The sequence below is a fragment of the Dokdonella sp. genome (genome assembly GCF_019634815.1).
Lineage (GTDB): Bacteria > Pseudomonadota > Gammaproteobacteria > Xanthomonadales > Rhodanobacteraceae > Dokdonella_A.
In genome coordinates this window covers 49,054-70,847 of record NZ_JAHCAP010000014.1, presented here as the reverse complement: position 1 = coordinate 70,847, position 21,794 = coordinate 49,054, and the positions used below count along the sequence as shown (strand labels likewise).

20 protein-coding genes are annotated in these 21,794 nt (G+C 66.4%); 13 read left to right on the top strand and 7 right to left on the bottom strand.

What is annotated here, in order from left to right; all coding sequences use genetic code 11:
• Positions 1-121: 121 nt before the first annotated feature.
• Both proC and KF759_RS08735 read left to right on the top strand, forming a co-directional pair.
• Entirely contained in the window at positions 122-967 is an 846-nt protein-coding gene (gene proC / locus KF759_RS08740) for a pyrroline-5-carboxylate reductase (protein WP_291224592.1), read from the top strand.
• Positions 968-995: 28 nt separating this feature from the next.
• Positions 996-1,574, top strand: a complete 579-nt coding sequence (locus KF759_RS08735) for a YggT family protein (RefSeq protein WP_291224590.1) — start codon at positions 996-998, stop codon at positions 1,572-1,574.
• Between the two features lie 3 nt (positions 1,575-1,577).
• Here KF759_RS08735 and KF759_RS08730 read toward each other — a convergent pair whose 3' ends face one another.
• Together KF759_RS08730 and pdxH are read right to left on the bottom strand one after the other, a co-directional pair.
• Positions 1,578-1,919 (bottom strand): hypothetical protein, encoded by a 342-nt coding sequence (locus tag KF759_RS08730; RefSeq protein WP_291224588.1) that lies wholly within the window; start codon positions 1,917-1,919, stop codon positions 1,578-1,580.
• A 5-nt stretch (positions 1,920-1,924) separates the two neighbouring features.
• A complete protein-coding gene (gene pdxH, locus KF759_RS08725) occupies positions 1,925-2,545 on the bottom strand; it encodes a pyridoxamine 5'-phosphate oxidase (RefSeq protein ID WP_291224586.1) in 621 nt (206 codons plus the stop codon).
• On the opposite strand from pdxH, the gene KF759_RS08720 reads away from it, so the two are divergent.
• Complete coding sequence (locus KF759_RS08720; protein ID WP_291224584.1) at positions 2,544-3,404, top strand: kinase; 861 nt, start codon at positions 2,544-2,546, stop codon at positions 3,402-3,404. The two genes, pdxH and KF759_RS08720, sit on opposite strands and share 2 nt — an antisense overlap.
• Before the next feature lie 399 nt (positions 3,405-3,803).
• Positions 3,804-4,763 (top strand): IS110 family transposase, encoded by a 960-nt coding sequence (locus KF759_RS08715; protein ID WP_291224582.1) that lies wholly within the window; start codon positions 3,804-3,806, stop codon positions 4,761-4,763.
• Positions 4,764-4,938: 175 nt separating this feature from the next.
• Here KF759_RS08715 and KF759_RS08710 read toward each other — a convergent pair whose 3' ends face one another.
• Positions 4,939-6,339: an amidase gene (locus tag KF759_RS08710; RefSeq protein ID WP_291224580.1), complete on the bottom strand. Its 1,401-nt coding sequence runs from the start codon at positions 6,337-6,339 to the stop codon at positions 4,939-4,941.
• Between the two features lie 115 nt (positions 6,340-6,454).
• Here KF759_RS08710 and KF759_RS08705 point away from each other — a divergent pair, with 115 nt between their 5' ends.
• From KF759_RS08705 to KF759_RS08685, 5 genes are all read left to right on the top strand, one after another.
• Entirely contained in the window at positions 6,455-8,092 is a 1,638-nt protein-coding gene (locus KF759_RS08705) for an electron transfer flavoprotein-ubiquinone oxidoreductase (protein WP_291224578.1), read from the top strand.
• Between the two features lie 188 nt (positions 8,093-8,280).
• Entirely contained in the window at positions 8,281-8,574 is a 294-nt protein-coding gene (locus KF759_RS08700) for a biotin--protein ligase (RefSeq protein ID WP_291224576.1), read from the top strand.
• On the top strand, positions 8,571-9,347 hold the full coding sequence (locus KF759_RS08695) for a biotin/lipoate A/B protein ligase family protein (RefSeq protein WP_291224574.1): 777 nt from the start codon (positions 8,571-8,573) through the stop codon (positions 9,345-9,347). The genes KF759_RS08700 and KF759_RS08695 overlap by 4 nt, the downstream gene beginning before the upstream one ends.
• A 262-nt stretch (positions 9,348-9,609) precedes the next feature.
• On the top strand, positions 9,610-10,356 hold the full coding sequence (locus tag KF759_RS08690; protein WP_291224572.1) for an electron transfer flavoprotein subunit beta/FixA family protein: 747 nt from the start codon (positions 9,610-9,612) through the stop codon (positions 10,354-10,356).
• Positions 10,356-11,300, top strand: a complete 945-nt coding sequence (locus KF759_RS08685; protein ID WP_291224571.1) for an FAD-binding protein — start codon at positions 10,356-10,358, stop codon at positions 11,298-11,300. The genes KF759_RS08690 and KF759_RS08685 overlap by 1 nt, the downstream gene beginning before the upstream one ends.
• Before the next feature lie 47 nt (positions 11,301-11,347).
• On the opposite strand, the gene KF759_RS08680 is transcribed toward KF759_RS08685, so the two are convergent.
• Together KF759_RS08680 and KF759_RS08675 are read right to left on the bottom strand one after the other, a co-directional pair.
• Complete coding sequence (locus KF759_RS08680) at positions 11,348-12,934, bottom strand: choline dehydrogenase (RefSeq protein WP_291224568.1); 1,587 nt, start codon at positions 12,932-12,934, stop codon at positions 11,348-11,350.
• Between the two features lie 121 nt (positions 12,935-13,055).
• Positions 13,056-13,856: an MOSC domain-containing protein gene (locus KF759_RS08675; protein ID WP_291224566.1), complete on the bottom strand. Its 801-nt coding sequence runs from the start codon at positions 13,854-13,856 to the stop codon at positions 13,056-13,058.
• 81 nt (positions 13,857-13,937) lie between these two features.
• On the opposite strand from KF759_RS08675, the gene KF759_RS08670 reads away from it, so the two are divergent.
• Positions 13,938-15,200, top strand: a complete 1,263-nt coding sequence (locus KF759_RS08670; RefSeq protein ID WP_291224564.1) for an MFS transporter — start codon at positions 13,938-13,940, stop codon at positions 15,198-15,200.
• Here the strand turns inward: KF759_RS08670 and KF759_RS08665 are convergent.
• On the bottom strand, positions 15,185-15,673 hold the full coding sequence (locus KF759_RS08665) for an 8-oxo-dGTP diphosphatase (RefSeq protein WP_291224563.1): 489 nt from the start codon (positions 15,671-15,673) through the stop codon (positions 15,185-15,187). The genes KF759_RS08670 and KF759_RS08665 overlap by 16 nt on opposite strands.
• Positions 15,674-15,785: 112 nt before the next feature.
• Here KF759_RS08665 and fghA point away from each other — a divergent pair, with 112 nt between their 5' ends.
• Positions 15,786-16,628, top strand: a complete 843-nt coding sequence (gene fghA, locus KF759_RS08660) for an S-formylglutathione hydrolase (RefSeq protein ID WP_291224620.1) — start codon at positions 15,786-15,788, stop codon at positions 16,626-16,628.
• Positions 16,629-16,673: 45 nt separating this feature from the next.
• On the opposite strand, the gene KF759_RS08655 is transcribed toward fghA, so the two are convergent.
• The gene (locus KF759_RS08655; protein ID WP_291224561.1) at positions 16,674-19,145 is read right to left on the bottom strand and encodes an acyl-CoA dehydrogenase; all 2,472 of its coding nucleotides are present in this window, start codon (positions 19,143-19,145) and stop codon (positions 16,674-16,676) included.
• A gap of 155 nt (positions 19,146-19,300) precedes the next feature.
• Between KF759_RS08655 and KF759_RS08650 the strand changes: the two genes are divergently transcribed.
• On the top strand, positions 19,301-19,882 hold the full coding sequence (locus KF759_RS08650) for a TetR/AcrR family transcriptional regulator (protein WP_291224559.1): 582 nt from the start codon (positions 19,301-19,303) through the stop codon (positions 19,880-19,882).
• 103 nt (positions 19,883-19,985) lie between these two features.
• The gene (locus KF759_RS08645; protein WP_291224558.1) at positions 19,986-21,773 is read left to right on the top strand and encodes a phosphoenolpyruvate carboxykinase (GTP); all 1,788 of its coding nucleotides are present in this window, start codon (positions 19,986-19,988) and stop codon (positions 21,771-21,773) included.
• The last annotated feature ends 21 nt before the right edge of the window (positions 21,774-21,794 follow it).

Here is a 21,794-nt window from a genome sequence, read left to right as displayed (position 1 = left end):
TCAACGCTTCGCAAAACCGCGCGCGCTCGACCCGTCCGGCAAGTGAGCCAAGCACACCGGCGTCACCTCGCGCTCTTGCTATGCTTGCCAGCTCCCGAACCTTGCCGCGGCGTCTCGACCGATGTCCCCAGCTTCCGCTTCCCCTGTCTCGAGCACCCGCCTCGCCTTCATCGGCGGCGGCAACATGGCGCGCAGCCTGATCGGCGCGCTGCTGCGCGGCGGCGTGAAGGCAACATCGATCGCGGTGGCCGAACCCCATGCCGCCACGCGTGATGCACTGGCGAAGGATTTCGGCGTGGCCGTGCATGAGCACGCGGCCGCTGCCGCCGCGAATGCGGAAATCCTCGTGCTGGCGGTCAAGCCGCAGGTGATGCAGGCGGTATGCGCCGAGATCGCTGCCGCCGTCGAGGCACACCGTCCGCTGGTCATTTCGATCGCCGCCGGCATCCGCCTCGACCAGTTCGAACGCTGGCTCGGCGCCGGCACACCGCTCGTGCGCGTGATGCCCAACACGCCCGCGCTGATCGGCGCCGGCGCGAGCGGGTTGTTCGCCAATGCACACGTGAGCGAAAGCCGGCGCGCACAGGCCGCGGCCATCCTCGCTGCCGCCGGCAGCACGGCATGGATCGAGAGCGAAGCACTCATGGACAGCGTGACCGCGCTGTCGGGCTCGGGACCGGCCTACTTCTTCCTGCTGGTCGAGGCGATGATCGATGCCGCGGTGGCGCAAGGTCTGCCGCGCGAGACGGCGACGGCACTGGCCACGCAGACCTGCCTGGGCGCCGGGCGCATGCTGGTCGAATCGGGCGAAGCGCCCAGCCTGCTGCGCGAGCGCGTCACCTCACCCGGCGGCACCACCGCAGCCGCGCTCGATGCCTTTGCCGCGGGCGACCTGCGTGGCCTGGTCGCACGCGCGCTCGACGCCGCGCAGCGCCGCGGCGGCACCTTGTCCGCCCAGTACGATTGATCCCCTCGCTCACTCGCGCACCACGGTCATGGGATATTTCGCCAACGCTGCCCAGATCCTCATCGACTTTGCCTTCGGCATCGCGATCTTCCTGTTCGTGCTGCGGGCGCTGCTGCAGGCGGTGCGGGCGAATTTCTACAACCCGATCTGCCAGTTCCTCTACAAGATCACCAATCCGCTGCTGATGCCACTGCGCAAAGTCATTCCGGGCTGGCGCCGCATCGATTTTGCCGCCTGGCTGATCGCCTGGCTGCTGAGCGTGCTCAAGCTCGCCCTGATCTACACGATCTTCGGCCAACATCTGGGCCTGCTCGGCCTGTTGGTGATGGCGCTCGCCGATCTGGCTGATTTCGTGTTGATGCTCTATATCGGCATCGTGCTGGTGCGCGTGCTGATCTCGTTCATCCATGTCGAGCGCAGCAATCCCGTGGTCCCGCTGATCCACCAGCTCAGCGAGCCGTTCATGCGGCCGCTGCGCAAGCGCCTGCCGACACCGGGCGGCCTCGATTTCTCGCCGATGATCGTGATCCTCGCAATCCTGCTCGCGCGCGCCTTGCTGATCGCACCGCTGATCGATCTGGGCATGCGCCTGGCGCAGGCGGCGTAAGGCTTACAACTGCGGCGCGTGGCTCTCGTCGACGAAGATGGCCGGCACCTGCCAGGGATGGTGCGCGCGGATCGCTTCGACCAGCGCCGACAGCAGCGCGGCATCGCGTTCGATGCAGAACTCTATGCGCTGACTCGCAACGCGCTCGAGCTCGCCGATCACGCCTTGCGCCGGCCGCGCGTCGGCCAAGGGTCGAAACTGTTCCTCGCCGCTGGCACTGATGAAGGCCCAATCGGCGTAATTGCCACCGCGCAGCGGCAACGTCGCGCGCACGCCATCGAGCACGGCCTGCATTTGCTCGACCGGCACGACCACGCTCACCCGGTAGACGGCGCGCAGGTTCATGGATTTCAGGGATAGAGCATGCCCTGCGACCAGGTACCCGCCGCATCGAGCCGAAAGAGCTGGCGCTCGTGCAGACGGAAGTTTGCGCCGTACCAGAATTCGATCGCATCGGGCACCAGCAGGTAACCGCCCCAATGCGGTGGGCGCGGCACCTCGGCACCGGCAAAGCGCGCCTCGAATTGCGCATAGCGCGTGTCGAATTCCGCGCGAGCGGCCAGCGGCTGCGATTGCAGAGACGCCCAGGCACCGAGCTGACTGCCACGTGGGCGGCTGGCGAAATAGGCATCAGATTCGGCGGCTGAAACCTTTCCGATGCGCCCTTCGATGCGCACCTGCACGCCTTCGCGCAGGGTTTTCCAGTGGAAGCACAGCGCCGCCCACGGATCGCTGGCGAGATCGCCGGCCTTGGCGCTTTCGTAATTGGTGAAGAAGCGGAAACCGTGTTCGTCGTAGCCCTTGAGCAGCACGACGCGCGCATGCGGTCGGCCTGCGCGCACGGTGGCGAGCGTCATTGCAGTGGCTTCGGGATCGCCGGCCGTCCGCGCCTGTTCGAGCAGACTGCCGAAGGTGGCGAGTGCGCTTTGGTAGAGTGCCGAGGATTCGGCGCTGGCTGATGGGGCATTCATGCGCGGCGATGCTAGCACGCGAACCCGATTCACCCAGGCGCTGCTCGACGATCTGCTCGCCGTCTTGTGGACAGCGTCGGCGCGACGCCGTGCGCGGCCCTTGCTGGTTGGTATCTCGGGCCTGCAGGGCAGCGGCAAGAGCACGCTCGCACGGCAATTGTGTGAGCATGCGCGCGGGCTCGGCATCGCCTGCGAGGCGCTGTCGCTGGATGACTTCTATCTGGGTCGCGGCGCGCGGCAGGCGCTTGCGCGTCGCGTCCATCCGCTGCTGGCCACGCGCGGCGTGCCCGGAACACATGATCTGTTCCTGCTCGCGGCGACTCTCGATGCGCTGGCCACAGCCAGTCCGAAACACCCGCTGCACCTGCCGCGTTTCGACAAGGGCCGCGACACGCGCCTCGCGCCGTCTCGCTGGCGCCGCGTCACGCAAGCACCGCGCCTGATCCTGCTCGAAGGCTGGTGCGTGGGAATACCGGCGCAGGATGCCGACGCCTTGCGCCGACCCGTCAATGCACTCGAACGCAGCGAGGACCGCGACGGCCACTGGCGCCAATGGGTCAATGCGCAACTGGTGGGCGACTACGCGGCCTTGTGGCAGCGACTGGATCGGCTGCTCGTGTTGCAGGCACCCTCCTTCGCCCGTGCGCGGCGCTGGCGCAGCCAAGCCGAACAGAGCTTGCGCACTCGCGGCGCCTCGCGCGCGATGGACGAGGCCGCGCTCTTGCGCTTTTTCATGCACTACGAACGCCTCAGCCGGCATGCACTGGCGACGCTGCCCGCAAGCGCGGGGGTGTGCGTGGAACTCGATGGACAGCGGGCCGTGCGCGCAATCCGGGCCCGCCCGGGCTCGTCGGAGTGAGCGGAGCCTGCTCCGCTCCCATGCCTCTCGTAGAGCGGAGCTTGCTCCGCTGCCGTGCTTCTCGTAGAGCGGAGCTTGCTCCGCTGCCGTGCGCCCCGAGCCGAGCGAGCTCGGCTCTACAAAACCCACCACCTCGTAGAGCGGAGCTTGCTCCGCTGCCGTGCGCCCCGAGCCGAGCAAGCTTGTATGTCTGTCTCCGGCGTTTTCGCGTATGAAAACGCCGGGGTGGAGGGACGGAACAGCAAGCATCTGCGGACTAGCACCGACAGACGAGCCGAGACATCCCCTTCCCGCACTGAACGTCGATAAGGGATCGAGCGACCTGGATCGCCGATGTCGGCAAGCCAACGTGAGTGCGGTACCACCCCAGCCCGTCAACAATAGCTGGGAGAGATCGCGATGTCGCAGGCAGGGATTTTCGGAGTGGATGTGGACAAGGCGCGGTTGGTGGTGGCGCGCTACGGGGCGGAAGGGACGGAATCGATCGACAACCGGGCCGCGGCGATTCGCGCCTGGCTGACGCGGGTTCCGGCGGGAAGCCGGATTGGCGCGGAATCCACCAGCCGCTACCATGAGACCCTGGTGCGCTTGGCGCAAGCGGCGAACCACACGGTGTTCGTGCTCAATCCGCGCGATGTGCGCCACTACGCAAAAGGCATCGGGCGGCGCGGCAAGACCGACCGGGTGGATGCGGCGGTGATCGCCCGCTATGTCGCCAAGGAAGCCGATCAGTTGCACGCCCATGTCCCGCGCACGGACGCCCAACAGGTGGCACATGTGCTTCAGCAGCAGCGCGCTGCCTTGCAACGCGCGTTCTCGCAGTTGCGCCAGGCGCTCACCGCGCATGGCCCGACCGAAGCATTCCGTCCCCTGATGGATGCCGCCCGCCAGGCCTTGCGCCAGGTGGACAAGCGCATCCAGGCACAGATGCTCGCCAGCAAACAGGCCGCCCTGTTCAAACGCCTGATGAGCGTGCCGGGCATCGGCCCCGTCGTCGCCGCCTGCCTCGTCCATCACCTGCACCGCTGGCCGCTCGCCCATGTCGACGCATGGGTCGCCTGCACCGGACTCGACCCACGCCCCAATGACTCCGGTCGCAGGGTCGGTGTTCGCGTGCTTTCCAAACGCGGCGATGCCACGCTCCGCCAAATGCTCTATCTCGCCGCCATGACCTTCGCTCGACATCGGCTGGGCAAGCCACTGGCCGAGCGCTATCGGCAACGCCGCTTGAGCACCACCGCCACCTACAACATCCTCGCGCGCCTGCTGGCACGCATTGTCTGGAGCCTCAGCAAAACCACGCAATCCTTCGATGCCCAACGTTTCGCCAACGATCACCGAATCGACATTGCGGCTTGACACGGAACATAGGATCTCGGCTCTACAAAAGCACCCCGCCTCGTAGAGCGGAGCTTGCTCCGCTGCCGTGCTCCGCTGCTTTCGCGCATCCAAGCCGAGCAAGCTCGGCTCTACAAAAACCCACCCCCTCGAAGAGCGGAGCTTGCTCCGCCGCTCGGGCCCTTTCGCGCACCGGTCAGGAAGCGGTCACAACCGGATAGCGCGGCGTGGCATCGAGCGTGGCCGCGCAGATCGCCGCCAGTTCGATCAGGCACAGATCCGAGCCCGGCGCACCGACCAGCTGCAGGCCGATCGGCCGGCCGTCGGGCAAGCTGCCCATCGGCAGGCTCACCGCGGGACATCCGGCGAGACTGGCGAAACTGGTGAGGTCGGCGTCGTTTGCGCGCTCGGGCGCATCAAGCGCTTGCGGGCCGTCGGTGACGGTCGGCAAGACCAGCACGTCGATGCCGGCAAACACGCGGCGTGCGCGCAGCACGGTCGCATCGAGCAAGCGATCGGCGCGTGCATAGTCGACCGCCGACTTGCGCGCGGCGTAGTCGAGCATGCCGCGCAGGCGCGGTGAGACCGCTTCGCCGCCCAGTGCCAGATCATCGGCAAACTCGGCGGCCATTTCCGCTTCCATGATGAGCAGTGCGGCGCGACGCGTCTGGCCGACATCGAAATCGCTGAAGTCGACTTCGACACGCTGGCCCAGCGGCGCAGCCAGTTGCGCGAGCGCGGCATCGAACACGGCCTGCACCTGCGGTGTGACACCGAGCGCGTGCAGATCCTTGATGAACGCGCTGCGCAGATGGCCCGGTTCCCAGTCGGGAATCGCCAACGGCACGCGGCGCCGACGCGACCGCGGATCGGCCGGATCGTGGCGCGCCAGCACCTGCAACACGATCGCCAGATCCTCGGCGGCGCGCGCGAGGATGCCGACGCAGTCGAGGCGGCGCGCGGCCGGCACCAGACCGCGTGTGGAAATCTCGCCATGCGTGGGCTTGAGCGCGAAGATGCCGCAATGGCTCGCAGGAATGCGCACCGAGCCGAGCGTATCGCTGCCCAATGCAAAGCTGCACAGGCCTGCAGCGACGGCTGCCGCCGATCCGCCGGAAGACCCTCCCGCCGACAACGTCAGGCGCCACGGATTGTGCACGGCACCGAAATGCGGATTGAGACTCGAAGTTCCGAGCACCCCCTCATCGAGATTGGTCTTGCCGAGGATCACCGCGCCCGCTGCGCGCAGGCGCGCGACCGCGCTGGCATCGGTCGCGGCAAGGCGCGAGCGCCGCGTGGCCAAGCCCGCGCTGGTCGGCAGACCGGCCACGTCGAGGTTGTCCTTGATCGCCACACACAGGCCATCGAGACGACCGATGGTGCTGCCATCGTGGCGGCGCGCGTCGCTGTCGGCCGCCTGCGCCCCGGCATCGGGCGCACGCGCGAGAAAGGCGTTGAGCCGCGTCGCGTCGGCATCGATCGCCTGCACGCAGGCCGCAGTCAGCGTCGCGCTGTCGATGCGCCCGCTCGCCAGCCAGTGCAGTTGCTGGAACGCGGCGGCTCCGCGCAGGGTTCGATCGTCGGGCAAGTCGGACATCGCGGGTTCTTGTCGTTGCGGGGCAACCGATTATGCACGGCCTGCCATGACGTTGCCGTGTCTGCCGCGAACGCCGACAATCTCGCCGATTGAGGCAGCGGCAGCGGAGCCAGCGATGAGCGAGCGCGACACCATGGAATACGACGTCGTCACGGTCGGCGCGGGACCGGCCGGACTGGCGCTGGCGATCCGACTCAAGCAGCTCAAGCCCGAACTGTCGGTGTGCGTGATCGAAAAGGCCTCGACGGTGGGCGCGCAGATCCTGTCGGGCGCGGTGATCGAACCCGAGCCGCTCAATGAACTGCTGCCCGACTGGGGCAAGGCGCCGCCTTCGATCTGCGTGCCGGTGGCCAAGGACGAGTTCTGGTATCTGCGCGATGCCACGCGCGCGCTGAAGTCGCCAATGACGCCGCCGCAGATGCACAACCACGGCAACTACATCGTCTCGCTCGGCGCGCTGTGCGCCTGGCTCGCACCGCAGGCCGAGGCGCTGGGCGTGGAAATCTATCCCGGCTTTGCCGCGGCGCAGCCCCTGTTCGACGACAAGGACGCGGTGTGCGGCGTGCGCATCGGCGACATGGGCGTGGCCAAGGATGGATCACACAAGCCCGGCTACACCCAGGGCATCGACATCCGCGCCAAGGTCACGGTGCTCGCCGAAGGCTGTCGTGGCTCCTTGTCCAAGCAGCTGATCGCCAAATACCGGCTCGACAGGGACTGCGATCCGCAGACCTACGGCATCGGCATCAAGGAACTGTGGCAGGTGCCCGCTGGCCGCATCGACACCGGCAAGGTCATGCACACGCTGGGTTGGCCGCTCAATTCCGCAACCTATGGCGGCAGCTTTCTCTATCAGCTCGATCAGGACCGGCTCGCGATCGGCTTCGTGGTCGGTCTCGACTATGCCGATCCGCTGTTCCGGCCGTGGGAAGCCTTCCAGCAATTCAAGCACCACGCGATGATCCGCGAACTGCTCGAAGGCGGCAGCATCATCAGCGCCGGCGCGCGTGCGCTGATCGAAGGCGGCTACCAGTCGCTGCCGCGCGTGGAGATGCCCGGCGCGATGCTGATCGGCGACAGCGCGGGCCTCATGAACGTGCCCAAGATCAAGGGCACGCATCAGGCGATCCGCTCCGGCATGCTCGCCGCGCAGCACATTGCCGAGCACGGCGCGAGCGCAGGCTGGGATTCCGCGCTGCGCGGCTCGGCGGTGGTGAGCGAACTCAGGAAGGTGCGCAACATCCGCCCCGGCTTCCACAAGGGCCTGTGGTTGGGTCTGGCCAACGCCGGCTGGGAGACGATCACTGCGGGGCTGTCACCATGGACGCTGCGCAATCACGCCGACTGGTCGTCGCTGGAAAAGCTCGACGCCGCGACCGCGGCCACGCATCCGGGTCCGAACGCGCCCTCGCCGCAGCAGCCCGCTTACGTGGAGCGTGCACTGCCGCCGCGCGACCGCCTGGCCGGCGTCTACTTTGCCGCCACCCAACACGACGAGGATCAACCCATCCATCTCAAGGTGGCCGACACCGATCTGTGCGTCACGCGCTGCACGCTCGAATATGCGAACCCCTGTACGCGCTTCTGCCCGGCTGGCGTCTACGAGATCGTCGCGGACGAGGCCGGCACGCGCCTGCAGGTCAATTCCGCCAACTGCGTGCACTGCAAGACCTGCGACATCAAGGATCCTTACGAAAACATCAACTGGGTCACGCCCGAGGGCGGCTCGGGGCCGAACTACCAGAACCTTTGACCGCCATCGGCAAGCGGCATCGCTCCGTGTTTCATCCGCAGTGGCGCTCGTACCTGACTGGTTTGGGCGCCATTTCGCGTAAAGGGTGATGAGCCCGCCGCTGACCGTCCACCCGCATCTTCGACATCGCGGCGGCCACCTCGCACCCGACTGCAAGGATCCCGTCTTGAATGTCGTACACTCGATCAATGCGGCACGGTGAATACAAGATGCCCGGCGGCAAACTGGTCGTCGTCGACCTCGACCTGCGCGACGGGCAGATCGCAGCGGTGCAGGTCAGCGGCGACTTCTTTCTCGAACCCGACAGCGCGCTGGCGGACATCGACTGCGCCTTGCTCGGTGCGCCGCACTCGGCCAGCGTCGAGGAACTGGCCATGCGGGTGAGTCCGGCGCTGTCTGCTCCGGTGCAGACTTTCGGCATCAGCGCCGAAGCGGTGGCCATCGCGGTGCGCCGTGCGATCGATGGCGGGAACAGCACGTGACCCGCACGAACTGGCGCGAGCATGAGTGGCAATTGATCCACGACGTGCCGCAGGCGCCGGCCCTGCACATGGCGCTCGACGAGGTGCTGGTCGAGGAAGTTTCCGCCGGTCGGCGACCACCCACCTTGCGCATTTGGGAATGGGCGGGGCCCGCGGTGGTGATCGGACGATTCCAGTCGCTGCGCAACGAGGTCGATGCCGCCAATGCCGCGGCGCACGGAATCGAAGTCGTGCGCCGCATCAGCGGTGGCGGCGCGATGTTCATCGAACCCGGCAACACGATCACGTATTCGGTCTATGCGCCGCTTTCGCTGGTCGAAGGCCTGTCCTTCGAACAGTCCTATGCGCAGATGGATGCCTGGGTGATCGCGGCCCTGCTCGAACTGGGCATCATGGCCTGGTATCAGCCGCTCAATGACATCACCTCGCACATCGGCAAGATCGCCGGCGCGGCGCAGGCACGTCGCGGCAATGCGGTGCTTCACCACGTGACGATGGCCTACGACATCGACGCGCAAAAGATGCTGCAGGTGCTGCGCATCGGCCGCGAGAAACTCGCCGACAAGGGCACGCAGAGCGCGGCCAAGCGCGTCGATCCGCTGCGCAGCCAGACCGGCTTGCCGCGCGAGGCGATCATCGCGCACATGATCGACACCTTCCGCCAACGCCACGGTTTGCGTGACGATCACCTGCGCGAGGATGAACTTGCACGCGCATCGACGTTGGCCGCGAGCAAGTTCGCCAACGCATCGTGGACCGCCGAGCTGCCCTGAGCGATCACGTCAATTGGCGATCCTCCTGCAGCCCGCCGGGCTGGTCGATTTCTGCGCACTGCTCCCTGTCCCGCACAGGGCCCCGCTGTCAGCCTCTGTTCCACGACTTGTCCACAGGCTTGTCCACGGCAACTGTGGAAAACTCTCGCTGCCAAGCCGGACAGGCAGTTGCAGAACGCACGGGTCACACGCTTTCCGCTAAAATCCCGCTTCTTTGCGCCGGCCGCGTTGCCGCGCGACATCCAGCGAGGTCCGTACTCCGATGAAGATCCTGGTCGGCTACAAGCGCGTCGTCGATTTCAACGTGCGCATCCAGGTCAAGCCCGATGGTTCGGGCGTGGTCACCGATGGCGTCAAGCTCTCGGCCAATCCCTTCGACGACATCGCACTCGAAGAAGCGCTGCGGCTGCGCGAGAAGGGCATCGCCAGCGAAGTCGTGGTCGTCACCATCGGCCCGGTTGACGCCCAGGCCCACATCCGCAACGGTCTGGCGATGGGTGCCAACCGCGCGATCCATGTGGTGACCGCCGAGGCGATCCAGCCGCTGACCGCCGCACGCGCGATGCTCAAACTCGTGGAAAAGGAACAGCCAGGCCTGGTGCTGCTGGGCAAGCAGGCCATCGATGATGACTGCAACCAGACCGGGCAGATGCTCGCCGCGCTGTGGGATCGCCCGCAGGCGACCTTCGCTTCCAAGGTCGAGGTCAACGGCAATGCCGCGCGCGTCACGCGCGAGGTCGATGCCGGGCTGGAGACGCTCGAAGTCGACCTGCCCGCGGTGATCACCGTCGACCTGCGTCTCAACGAGCCGCGCTTCATCAAGCTGCCCGACATCATGAAGGCCAAGTCCAAGCCAATCGAGACGATCGAACTGGCCAGCCTCGCTGTCGAATCGGGCGACCATCTGAAGACCACCCATTACGCGCCGCCGGCCAAGCGCAGCAAGGGCGTGATGGTGAAGGACGTTGCCGAACTGGTTTCGGCACTCAAGAGCAAGGGGTTGGTGTGATGAGCAAGATCCTGATCGTCGCCGAACATCTCGACGGCACTCTCAATTCGAGCACCGCGCGCTGCGTGAGCTGCGCCAAACAGATCGGCGCCGAAGCAATCGACGTGCTCGTGCTCGCCGCGGACCCAGCTGCCGTCGCCGCGCAGGCCGCGCAGATCGATGGCGTCTCGAACGTGCTCACGATCGCACGCAGCGAGAATGCGCATGCACTCGCGGCGATCTACGCCCCGCAAATCGCCGCAGCGGCGAAGGACGGCTACAGCCACCTGCTCGCACCTTCGACCACCTTCGGCAAGGACGTGCTGCCACGCGTCGCCGCCCTGCTCGGCGTGGCCCAGGTCTCGGACATCTGCGCAGTCGAAGGCGCACACAGCTTCAAGCGCCCGATCTATGCCGGCAACGCCATCATCACCGTGAGCGCACCCGGCGATCGGATCCTCGTCGGCAGCGTGCGCACCGCCTCGTATGCCGCCGCCGGCCAAGGCGCAGGCGCCGCGCCGATCAAGGCGCTCGCGCTCGACGTGGCCCTGCCCACGCACACGCGCTTCGTCGAACTCAGCAGTGGCAAGAGCGATCGCCCCGACCTGCAAAGCGCCGCCAAGGTCGTCTCCGGTGGTCGCGCGCTCGGCTCGTCCGATGCGTTCAAGATCATTTACGCCTTGGCCGACAAGCTCGGCGCGGCCGTGGGCGCCTCGCGCGCCGCGGTCGATGCCGGCTACGTGCCCAGCGACCTGCAGGTCGGCCAGACCGGCAAGATCATCGCACCCGAGCTGTACATCGCGATCGGCATTTCCGGTGCGATCCAGCACCTCACCGGCATCAAGGATGCCGGCACCATCGTCGCGATCAACAAGGACGCCGAAGCGCCGATCTTCGAGGTCGCCGACTTCGGTCTGGTCGGTGACCTGTTCCAGCTCGTGCCTGAGCTGACCGCCGCGCTGTAGCTGCGCGTCGCGGGGGCGGGTCGATCGGAATTCGACTCGTCTTGCCGTCACCCAGCCAGCAACAAATCCGCCGAGCGCTCGGCGATCATGATCGTCGGCGCATTGGTGTTGCCGGTGATGAGTTCGGGCATCACCGAGGCATCGACCACGCGCAGGCCGTCAATGCCGCGCACGCGCAGCTCGCTGTCGACCACGGCCTCGTCATCGTCGGCGCGGCCCATGCGGCAGGTGCCGACCGGGTGATAGATCGTCTCGGCCTTGTGCCGGATGAAGGCTTCGAAGTCGGCATCGCTCTCCACGCCCGCCGCGGGAAGGATCGGCGCACCACGGAAGGCATCAAATGGCGCCTGGGCGAGGATGTGCCGCGAGATGCGTGCCCCTTCGATCAGCATCTTGAGATCGAAGCCTTCGGCATCGCCCAGGTAGTTCGGGCGGATCGCCGGTGGCGCCAGCGGATCGGCGCTGAGCAGGCTGATCGTGCCGCGACTGTGCGGATGCAGGAAACAGGCGTGTACGGTGTAACCATTGCCGGGCAGGCGGTTGCGGCCGTGGTTGTCGAGCATCGCGGGCACGAAATGAAACTGCAGGTCGCAGCGCTCGTCGCTCGCCAGGCGCGAGCGCACGAAACCGCCGGCCTCGGCGACATTCGAAGTGCCGATGCCATCGCGGCGCAACAGGAAACGCAGCGCCACCGCGAGATCGTTGACCTTGTCGTAGGTCACCGGCTGGGTCGAACCGACCAGGGTGCAAATGTCGAGATGATCCTGCAAATTGGCGCCGACGCCGCGCAATTCATGCGCGACCTCGATGCCGTGGCCGCGCAGCGCGTCGGCCGGTCCGATCCCCGAAAGCTGCAACAGTTGCGGTGAATTGATCGCGCCGCCGGCGAGGATCACGCAACCGGCCTCGGCGCGTTCGAGCTGCCCTCCACGCCGATACTCGACACCGACCGCACGCGCGCCGTCGAGCAGCACGCGCGTGGCCTGCGCATGGGTGTGCACGACGAGGTTGCCGCGCGCAAGCGCCGGGCGCAGATAGGCCACCGCGGCCGAGCAGCGCGCACCGTTGCGCTGGGTTACTGCGTAGAAGCCGAAACCATCCTGCGCTCCCGCATTGAAATCCTGGTTGCCGACAAAACCGGCGGCGCACGCAGCATCGACGAAAACCCGCGACAGCACGTTGTGGTGGCGCAGCGGCGACACCGTGAGCGGACCATCGGCGCCATGCCAGGCATCGGCGCCCTCCGCATTGCCTTCGCTGCGCTTGAACACCGGCAGCACGCTGTCCCAGCCCCAGCGCGGATCACCCGTCTGCTCGGCCCAGCGCGCGTAGTCGGCAGCAACGCCGCGCACGTAACACATCGCGTTGATCGAGCTCGATCCGCCGAGCACCTTGCCGCGTGGCCACCACAGGCGCCGGCCTTCGAGATTGGGCTCGGCTTCGGTGAGGTAGTCCCAATTGATGCGACGGTTGGAAACCAGCTTGCCCAGCCCCGCAGGCATGTGGATGAAGGGATGCCAGTCGCGCCCGCCGGCTTCCAGCAGCAGCACGCGCTTGGCCGGGTTTTCGCTCAGGCGATTGGCGAGCGTGCAACCGGCTGAGCCGGCGCCGACGATGAGGTAGTCGTAGGTCATGGGCGATTCCGTCACAGGACTGCTTCGAGCATATTGCGACGCGCTAGAGCAAAGGCTCCATCGCACTGCACCAGCCGTTCTTGCCGCAGGCAGCGCGGCTGTCGACGAATACGGATCGCCATCATTGCAGCACCTCCACGGCATCGCCGACGCGCAGCACGCCGCGACCGCGCGGGATCAGGTTCTGGCCGAAGCGCACACCCTTGGGCGTGCGGCGATACCCCATCAGCGTCTTGAGTGGTTCGCCCGCGGGATCGAACGTGCCATGTTCGAGATCGACCGTGGTGAACACGCAACGCGTGCATGGCTTGACCACGTCGAACTCGATCGCACCGACGCGGATCCGGCACCAATCGTCCTCTGCATGCGGCGCGGTGCCGGCAACGACGAGGCTGGGACGGAAGCGCAGCATCGGCACCGGCATGGCAAGCCTCTCGTTGAGTCCGTCGAGCGCGGCTTGCGAAATCAGCAGCAGCGGAAAGCCATCGGCAAAACTGACTTCATCGCCTTCGTCGCCATAGTCGGCACTGACGGACCGCACGCAGGCCGCATCCATGTGCACGAAGCGCGCGCTCTGCCCGAGAAATCGGCTGATCCAGGCATCGGCTTCGGGACAGCCCGCCTGCGCCTGCACCGTGCTTTCCCACACCTGCGCGCTGATGCGCGGCAAGTCGGGCGCAGCGTGAAGCCGCTGCGATGGCATCGCCGGTGCCTGCAGGCGCAAGCCTGCGCCCGCCGCCTCGGCGCGGATCAGCACCAGGCGCGGCTGCTTGCGCGCGGTGATGAAGCGACCTTGCGCATCGACGACCATCCAGCGCCGGTCGCCATCGAATCCGCGCGGCCCGACCACGGCCTCGTCCACCGTCCACGGCGCGCAGGACTTGATCGGATAGACGTGAAGCGCGGAAACCCTTGCAATCATCTGCCGATGATAGCGATGCGCGAGATGGCGCGACACGCATGCTAGGCTTGCGCGGTCGTTTCGCCACGGATGCCCCGAGCCTTGCCGAAGACCCCAGCCATTGCGCGTCACGAATGGTTTGCCGTCGTCGTCGCCTTCGTCTATTTCTTCTGCGTGCTGGCGGCCTACTACGTGCTGCGGCCGGTGCGCGACCAGCTGTCCGCCGCGGTCGGCTCGACTGCGCTGCCGATCTTCTATCTCGCCACCTTCGTCGCCACCCTGCTGCTGGCGCCGCCGTTCGGCGCACTGGTCGCGCGCTTTCCGCGCCGCGTGTTCGTGCCCTTGGTGTATCTCTTCTTCATCCTTGGCACGATCGCCTTCATCCCCTTGTTCCAGATGCAGGATGCGATCGGCGCACGCCTGCTCGGCTCGGCCTTCTTCGTCTGGATCAGCGTGTTCAACCTGTTCGTGGTTGCGGTGTTCTGGAGTTTCATGGCGGACTTGTTCGATGCCGAGCAGGCGCATCGCCTGTTCCCGGTGATTGCGCTGGGCGGCGCGATCGGCGCGATCGTCGGCCCGCTGCTCACCAAATTGCTCAATCAACAGCTCGGTGTCAGCGGCCTGCTGGTGGTATCGGCGCTGCTGTTGGGCGCGGCGATCCTTGCGATGATGGCTCTCGCCGACTGGGGCCGGCGTCATCCGGTCGCCGGTGACGAGCGCCGCGATGAACGCATCATCGGTGGCGGCTTTCTGGCCGGCGCGGTTGAGACCTTCAAGTCGCCTCTGATGCGGCGCATGGCGCTGCTCATGCTGCTCGGCGACGCCGTGGGCACGGTGATCTATGCCCTGCTCGCCGACTACAACGGCGCGGTCAATCTCACGCGCGAGGCGCGCATCAACTTTCAGGCCAACATCGACTTGTCCACCAATGTACTGCAAATGTTGCTGCAGATCGGCGTCACGCGCGCCTTGATGGTGCGCTTCGGCCCCGGCGCGCCGCTGGTGCTCGACGGCCTGGTCAAGGCGGTCATGCTCGGCCTGTTCGCGGTTTTTGGTGGCGCGTGGATCGCCGCCGTCGCGGTGCTCACCCGCGCGAGCGCCTACGGCATCTTCAAGCCCGCCTCCGACTCGCTGTATACGCGCGTGGATGCCGAAACGCGCTACAAGACCAAGAACTTCATAGACACCTCGGTCTGGCGATTCGGCGACGTGGTGGTCACCAGCGGGCTCAACGGTGTGCGCGCGCTCGGCGCGAGCCTGCCGCTGGTCGCCGCACTCACCGTGATTGCAGCCGCCTGTTCGGCGCGCATCGGCTGGACCGCGGCGCGACTGGCCGAACGCAACCCGACTCAGACGCGCGAATAGCTCCAGGCTTGCGGGCGGCCATCGCGGTAGGGCATCACGCCGTGAAATGGGCGCGGATCGTCATCGAACACCAGCGGCAGGAAGTGGCGATCGCCTTCCCACATTGGCAGCTCGTCCAACCGTTCCCGCTCGATCCACTCCAGCGTGCCTTCGGCATTGTGTGCCAGCGGCGTGCCGCGGAACTGCGTGACAAGAAAAATGAAACCGAACCAATCCTCGCCCTGCTTGCCGAATCCCGGCCAACTCAAGGTGCCACGCAGTTGCATCTGCGTGCATTCGATGCCGGCTTCCTCGCCAATCTCGCGGCGCATGCCCGCAGCTGCGTCCTCCAGTGGATCGAGCTTGCCGCCCAGACCGTTGTACTTGCCCAGATGCGGATCGTCGGGGCGGGCATTGCGGTGAATCATCAGTACCTGCCTGCGATCGGGTGAGAGCACGTAACCCAGGGTGGCGAGGATCGGCGTATAGGGCATTGGATTTCTGCAAATGGGCAAGCGCAGGTAGAGTAGCCCAAGGCAAGCCGTCACCGTTGCCCCCACCCCACTCACGCCACGCATTGCAGTTGCCCAAAGCAAGACCATGAGCATCGACACCATTTCCGAACAATGCTGTTTCGGCGGCGAGCAGGGCTTCTATCGGCACGATTCACTGGAGACCGGCGGCTGCATGCGCTTTGGTGTGTACGTGCCGCCGCTGCCGCGCGGTCAGCGCGCGCCGGTGCTGTATTTCCTCGCCGGCCTCACCTGCAACGAGGAAACCTTCGCGATCAAGGCCGGCGCACAGCGCATTGCCGCGCAGCTCGGCATCGCGCTCGTCACGCCAGACACCAGCCCGCGCGACACCGGCATCGAGGGCGCCACCGGCGATTGGGAGTTCGGCGAAGGCGCAGGCTTCTATCTCGACGCGACCACGCCGGCATTCGCGCCGCGCTTTCGCATGTTCAGCTACCTCACCAAGGAGCTGCCTTACCTGCTGGGCACGCACTTTCCCGCGCTCGACATCGAACGTGCCGGGATTTGCGGGCATTCGATGGGCGGCCACGGCGCACTCACGATCGCGCTCAAGCTGCCGCACCGCTACCGCTCGGTATCGGCGTTCGCGCCGATCGTTGCACCGAGTCAGGTACCGTGGGGTCACAAGGCGTTGCGCAAATATCTCGGCGAGGATCGCAAACTCTGGCGCGCCTGGGATGCGGTGGCCCTGATCGAAGATCGCCAGCGTTTTCCGGGCACGGCGCTGATCGATCAGGGACAGGCCGACAAGTTCCGCGACACCCAGTTGCAGTACTGGCGCCTCGATTCAGCCGCGCGCGTCGCGCGGCAGCCGTTGACCCTGCGCGTGCATGCCGGCTACGACCACAGCTACTGGTTTGTGCAGAGCTTCATCGCCGATCACCTGCGCCATCACGCATCCGCGCTGCTGCCCTGAGCGCACGGCTTCCGGCAACCGCAGTGGCGGCCGCCGGGACCGGGTTCAGGCTGCAGGCCGCAAATCACGCCTGGCCCTGCCGCGTGCGCCGGCAACGAGTTCTTCGGCATCGAAGTCATCGACCGAGATGAACTCGAAGCTGGCCTTGCGCACGCGCGCCAGCAGCGCATGTTCGGCCGCGTCGAGCACGCCCTTGGCGAGCGCATCGGCGAGCTGACTGTCGTAGTCGTAGCCCGCGAGCTCGCCAGCCTTGACCGCCTTGAGGAACTTGCGTTCGATCGGCTCGGCGGCAATCACGTCGGGCAGCAGCGCGTTCATGCGACCGACCGGATTGTTCGCGCTGGGCGTGAGGTAGATCGGCCCGAGCAGGCGCGCGCGTGCCTCGCCCGGCGCAGCGATGATCGCAGCGACCCGGCGCCCCAGGCGATCGGACGGCGGCACTTCGCGACGACCGAGCGGGAACACCAGCATGCGCAGCAACCATGCCACCGGCCGCAACGGGAAGTTGCGCAGCACGCCATCGAGCGCCTCCTGCATGCGATACATGCTGTCGTGGATGCCCCAGGCCAGCAGCGGCTGATCGTTGACCGGATTGTCCTGGTCATTGAAGCGCTTGAGCATCGCACTGGCGATGTAGAGGTTGGACAGCACATCGCCCAACCTTGCCGAGAGCTTTTCCTTGAACTTGAGCTTGCCGCCGAGCACCAGCATCGAGACATCGGACACCAGCGCGAGCGCCGCCGCATAGCGGTTGAGCTTGCGGTAGTAGCGGCGCGTGTAGGTGGTGCCCGGCACGCTGCCGATCCGCGCCATGCACAAGCCGAGCACGAAGCTGCGCACGCCATTGGAAATGGAAAACCCGATGTGGCCGAACAGTGCCGCATCGAAGGCACGCAGGCGCTCGCCGTAATCGGCGATCTTGAGCGCCTGCATTTCCTTGAGCACGAAGGGATGGCAACGGATCGCGCCCTGACCGTAGATCATCAGGCTGCGCGTGAGGATGTTGGCGCCTTCGACCGTGATCGCGATCGGCGCACCCTGCCAGCCGCGACCGAGCCAGTTGCCCGGCCCGAGCACGATGCCCTTGCCGCCATGCACGTCCATCGCATCCTTGGCGACCTCACGCGCTCGCTCGGTGGCGTGGTACTTGGCGATCGCCGAAGGCACCGAGGGTTTCTCACCGCGATCGACCGCCGCGGCAGTTTCCAGTGACAAGGCGCTGATCTGGTAGGTGTAGCCGGCAATCCGCGCGAGCGCTTCCTCGACGCCTTCGAAGCGACCGATCGCCAGGCCAAACTGCTTGCGCACGCGCGCGTAGGCGCCGGTCGCGGCCACCGCGAAGCGGGCGCCGCCACTGGTGTTGGACGGCAGTGAAATTGCACGCCCGACCGACAGGCACTCGACCAGCATGCGCCAGCCGTGGCCGGCCATCTCGGGCCCGCCGATCAATTGCGCGAGCGGCACGAATACGTCCTTGCCGCGCACCGGGCCGTTCTGGAACGGATTGTTGAGTGGCATGTGGCGACGACCGATTTCCAGACCCTTGGTGTCGCGCGGCAACAGCGCCAGCGTGATGCCCAGATCATCGACATCGCCGAGCAGGTGCTCGGGATCGTGCATGCGGAAGGCCAGGCCCACGATCGTCGCCACCGGCGCCAGGGTGATGTAGCGCTTGTCGAATGTCAGTCGCACGCCGAGCACGCGCGCGCCTTCCCATTCCCCCATGCAGACGATGCCGTAGTCGGGAATCGAGGTCGCATCGGAACCCGCATACGGGCCGGTCAGCGCAAAGCAGGGAATCTCGTGGCCATCGGCGAGCCGCGGCAGGTAGTAGTCCTTCTGTTCCTGCGTGCCGTAATGGACGAGCAGCTCGCCCGGACCGAGCGAATTGGGCACCGCCACGGTCGAGCACAGCGTGGTGGAAAGCCCGGCGATCTTCTGCAGCACCATCGAATGCGCAAGCGCAGAGAATCCCAGGCCGCCATAGGCCTTGGGAATGATCATGCCGAAGAAGCGATGCTGCTTGAGGAAGTCCCAGACCTCGGGCGGCAGGTCGGCCAGCTCGTGACTGATCTGCCAGTCATTGATCATCCCGCACAACTCTTCGACCGGGCCATCGAGGAAGGCTTGCTCCTCGACAGAAAGCTGCGGCCTGGGCTGGTCGAGCAGCTTGCGCCAGTCGGGCTTGCCGCTGAACAGCTCACCCTCGAAGCCAACCGTGCCCGCATCGAGCGCGACTTGCTCGGTTTCCGACAGCTGCGGCGTGACTTTCTGGAACAACGCGAGCAGCGGCGCGGACAGGCGTGTGCGGCGGAACCGCGGCAGGTTGAGCGGCAGCGCCACGAGGCCCAGCGCAACGAGCGGCAAGGCAGTTGCCCAGAACCCCGCGTTGGCGAACCAGCCCGCGGCCACGATCACCACCGCCGTCATCAGCGACCACAGCGGCAGGCGCATGCGCAGATACGCAGCCACCAGCAGCGCCACCACACCACACAGGAAAGGAATCAGCACGATCATCACGCGGCCCTCCGCATCGAGGAATCACGGGCAGGAATGCACCATACGGCACAGTATGGGATTGCCGATTTCGAGCTGTCAATCTAATTGCAGCAAAGCGTGTCGAGTCACATTGCGGTCTTTCGCAGGCAGCGAGGCTGCGGCACACTGCAATGATGCTCCGCAAGACCCGCAAATCCGAACCCAAGGCACGCCTCAACGCGCAGGACTGGGAACTGGCCGCGCTCGAGGCCCTCGCCGAAAGCGGCCTTGCCGCGGTTGCGGTCGAGCCGCTCGCGCGGCGTCTGGGCGTGACCAAGGGCAGCTTCTACTGGCATTTCCCCACCCGCGAGGCCCTGATCCAGGCCGCGATAGAGCGCTGGGAGAAAAGCGACGAAGATCAGGTGATCGCACCCGCCGCCGCCGTTGCCGACCCACGCGAGCGCCTGCGCGAGCTGATCCGTCAGGTCAGTCGCAAGCGCCAGTCGCATGCGGTGTTCGCAGCCCTGTTCCGCACGCTCGACCAGCCCCTGGTCGGCCCGCTGGTCGAGCGCGTCTCGGCGCGGCGCATCGCCTTCCTCACCGAAGCCTTCCGCCATGCGGGCTTCGATGCCAACACCGCGGCAAACCGTGCGCGGCTTGCGTTCTCGGCCTATGTCGGTTTCGTTCAGCTCGCCCAAATCGGCCAACCACGCATGACGCATGAGGAGTTCGAGGACTACATTCGCGATTTCATCGCCACCCTGATCCCGCGCTAGCGCGCCAATCCTGCCTTTGTCGCGCCCCGCCTTGCATTGCCCGGGGCTGCTCGTTACCGTCCCCTGTCCTGATTTGTCGCGCGAGTCATTTCGCGCCATTCCAATGCCAAGCACACTCGAAGCGCTCAACCGCTGGGTCGACGACGTCGCCCACCTCACCCAACCCGACCAGATCCACTGGTGCGACGGCTCCGATGCCGAGGCCGCCGCCCTGCGCGCGCAGATGCTCGCCGATGGCACCTTGATCGAACTCAATCAGAGCACCCACCCGGGCTGCACCCTGCACCGCTCGCATCCATCGGACGTCGCCCGCGTCGAGCACCTGACCCTGGTGTGCACGAAAAACCAGGCCGATGCCGGTCCCAACAATCACTGGATGGAGCCGGTCCAGGCCCATGCCAAGATCGACGCGCTGTTCGCCGGCTGCATGAAAGGCCGCACGCTCTACGTGATTCCCTACTGCATGGGCCCGATCGACTCGCCACTGTCTCGTTGCGGCGTGGAGATCACCGACTCGCCGTACGTGGTCGCCAACATGCGCATCATGACGCGCATGGGCAGCGCGGCACTCGCGCGCATCGAGCGCGAAGGCAGCTTCGTCAAGGGTTTGCATTCGACCGGCGAACTCGATCCCGAGCGCCGCTTCATCATGCACTTCCCCGAAGAACTCACGATCAAGTCCTATGGCTCGGGCTACGGCGGCAATGCCCTGCTCGGCAAGAAATGCCATGCGCTGCGCATCGCCTCGTGGCAGGCACGCAGCGAAGGCTGGCTCGCCGAACACATGCTGATCGTCGGCATCCAGAACCCGCAGGGGCAGACCCATTACATTGCCGCCGCTTTTCCATCGGCTTGCGGCAAGACCAACCTGGCCATGTTGATTCCGCCCGAAGGCTATCGTCAGGCCGGCTGGAAGGTGTGGACGATCGGCGATGACATCTGCTGGATGCGACCCGGCGCCGATGGGCGTCTGTACGCGATCAATCCCGAGGCCGGTTTCTTCGGCGTCGCGCCGGGCACCGACCACGGCACCAACCCCAATGCGCTCGCCTCGATCCAGCGCGACACGATTTACACCAATGTCGCGGTCACCACCGACATGCAGCCGTGGTGGGAAGGCCTCAAGGAAGGCGCACCGGTCACCGACTGGCAAGGCCGTCCCTTTGATCCCGCCAATGGTCCGGCCGCACACCCCAATTCGCGCTTCACCGTCTCGGCCAAACAGGCCCCCAGCTGGTCACCCAAGGCCGAGGACGCACAGGGCGTGCCGATCAGCGCAATCGTGTTCGGCGGTCGCCGGCCCTCGCTGGTGCCGCTGGTGTTCGAGGCGCGCGACTGGGCGCATGGCGTGCTCGTCGGTGCCGCAATGGGCTCGGAAACCACCGCCGCGGCAACTGGCGCAGTCGGCGTGATGCGGCGCGACTCGATGGCGATGAAGCCATTCTGCGGCTACAACTACGGCGACTACTTCGCGCATTGGCTCTCGTTCGACAAGGCCGGCGCGAAGCTGCCGAAGATCTTCCACGTCAACTGGTTCCGCAAGGGTGCCGATGGCAAGTTCCTGTGGCCGGGATTCGGCGAGAACCTGCGCGTGCTCGAGTGGATCATCGAACGCTGCGAGGGCCGTGCCGGCGCGCAGGAAACCGCGATCGGCCTGCTGCCGCGCGCGCAGGATCTGCATACGCAGGGCCTCGACCTGCGCGAAGGCGCGCTCGATGAGTTGCTTGCGATCGACGTCCCGCGCTGGGCCGCCGAAGTCGAGGACATCGGCCGCTATCTCGACTCCTTCGGCACGCACACCCCAGCGCGCCTGCACGCGGAACAGCGCCGCGTCGCCGCGGCACTGGCCAGCGAGCAGGCACCGCCGAAGCACGCTGCAGTCGCATCCTGAGCGCCGTCGCGTCAAAATGAT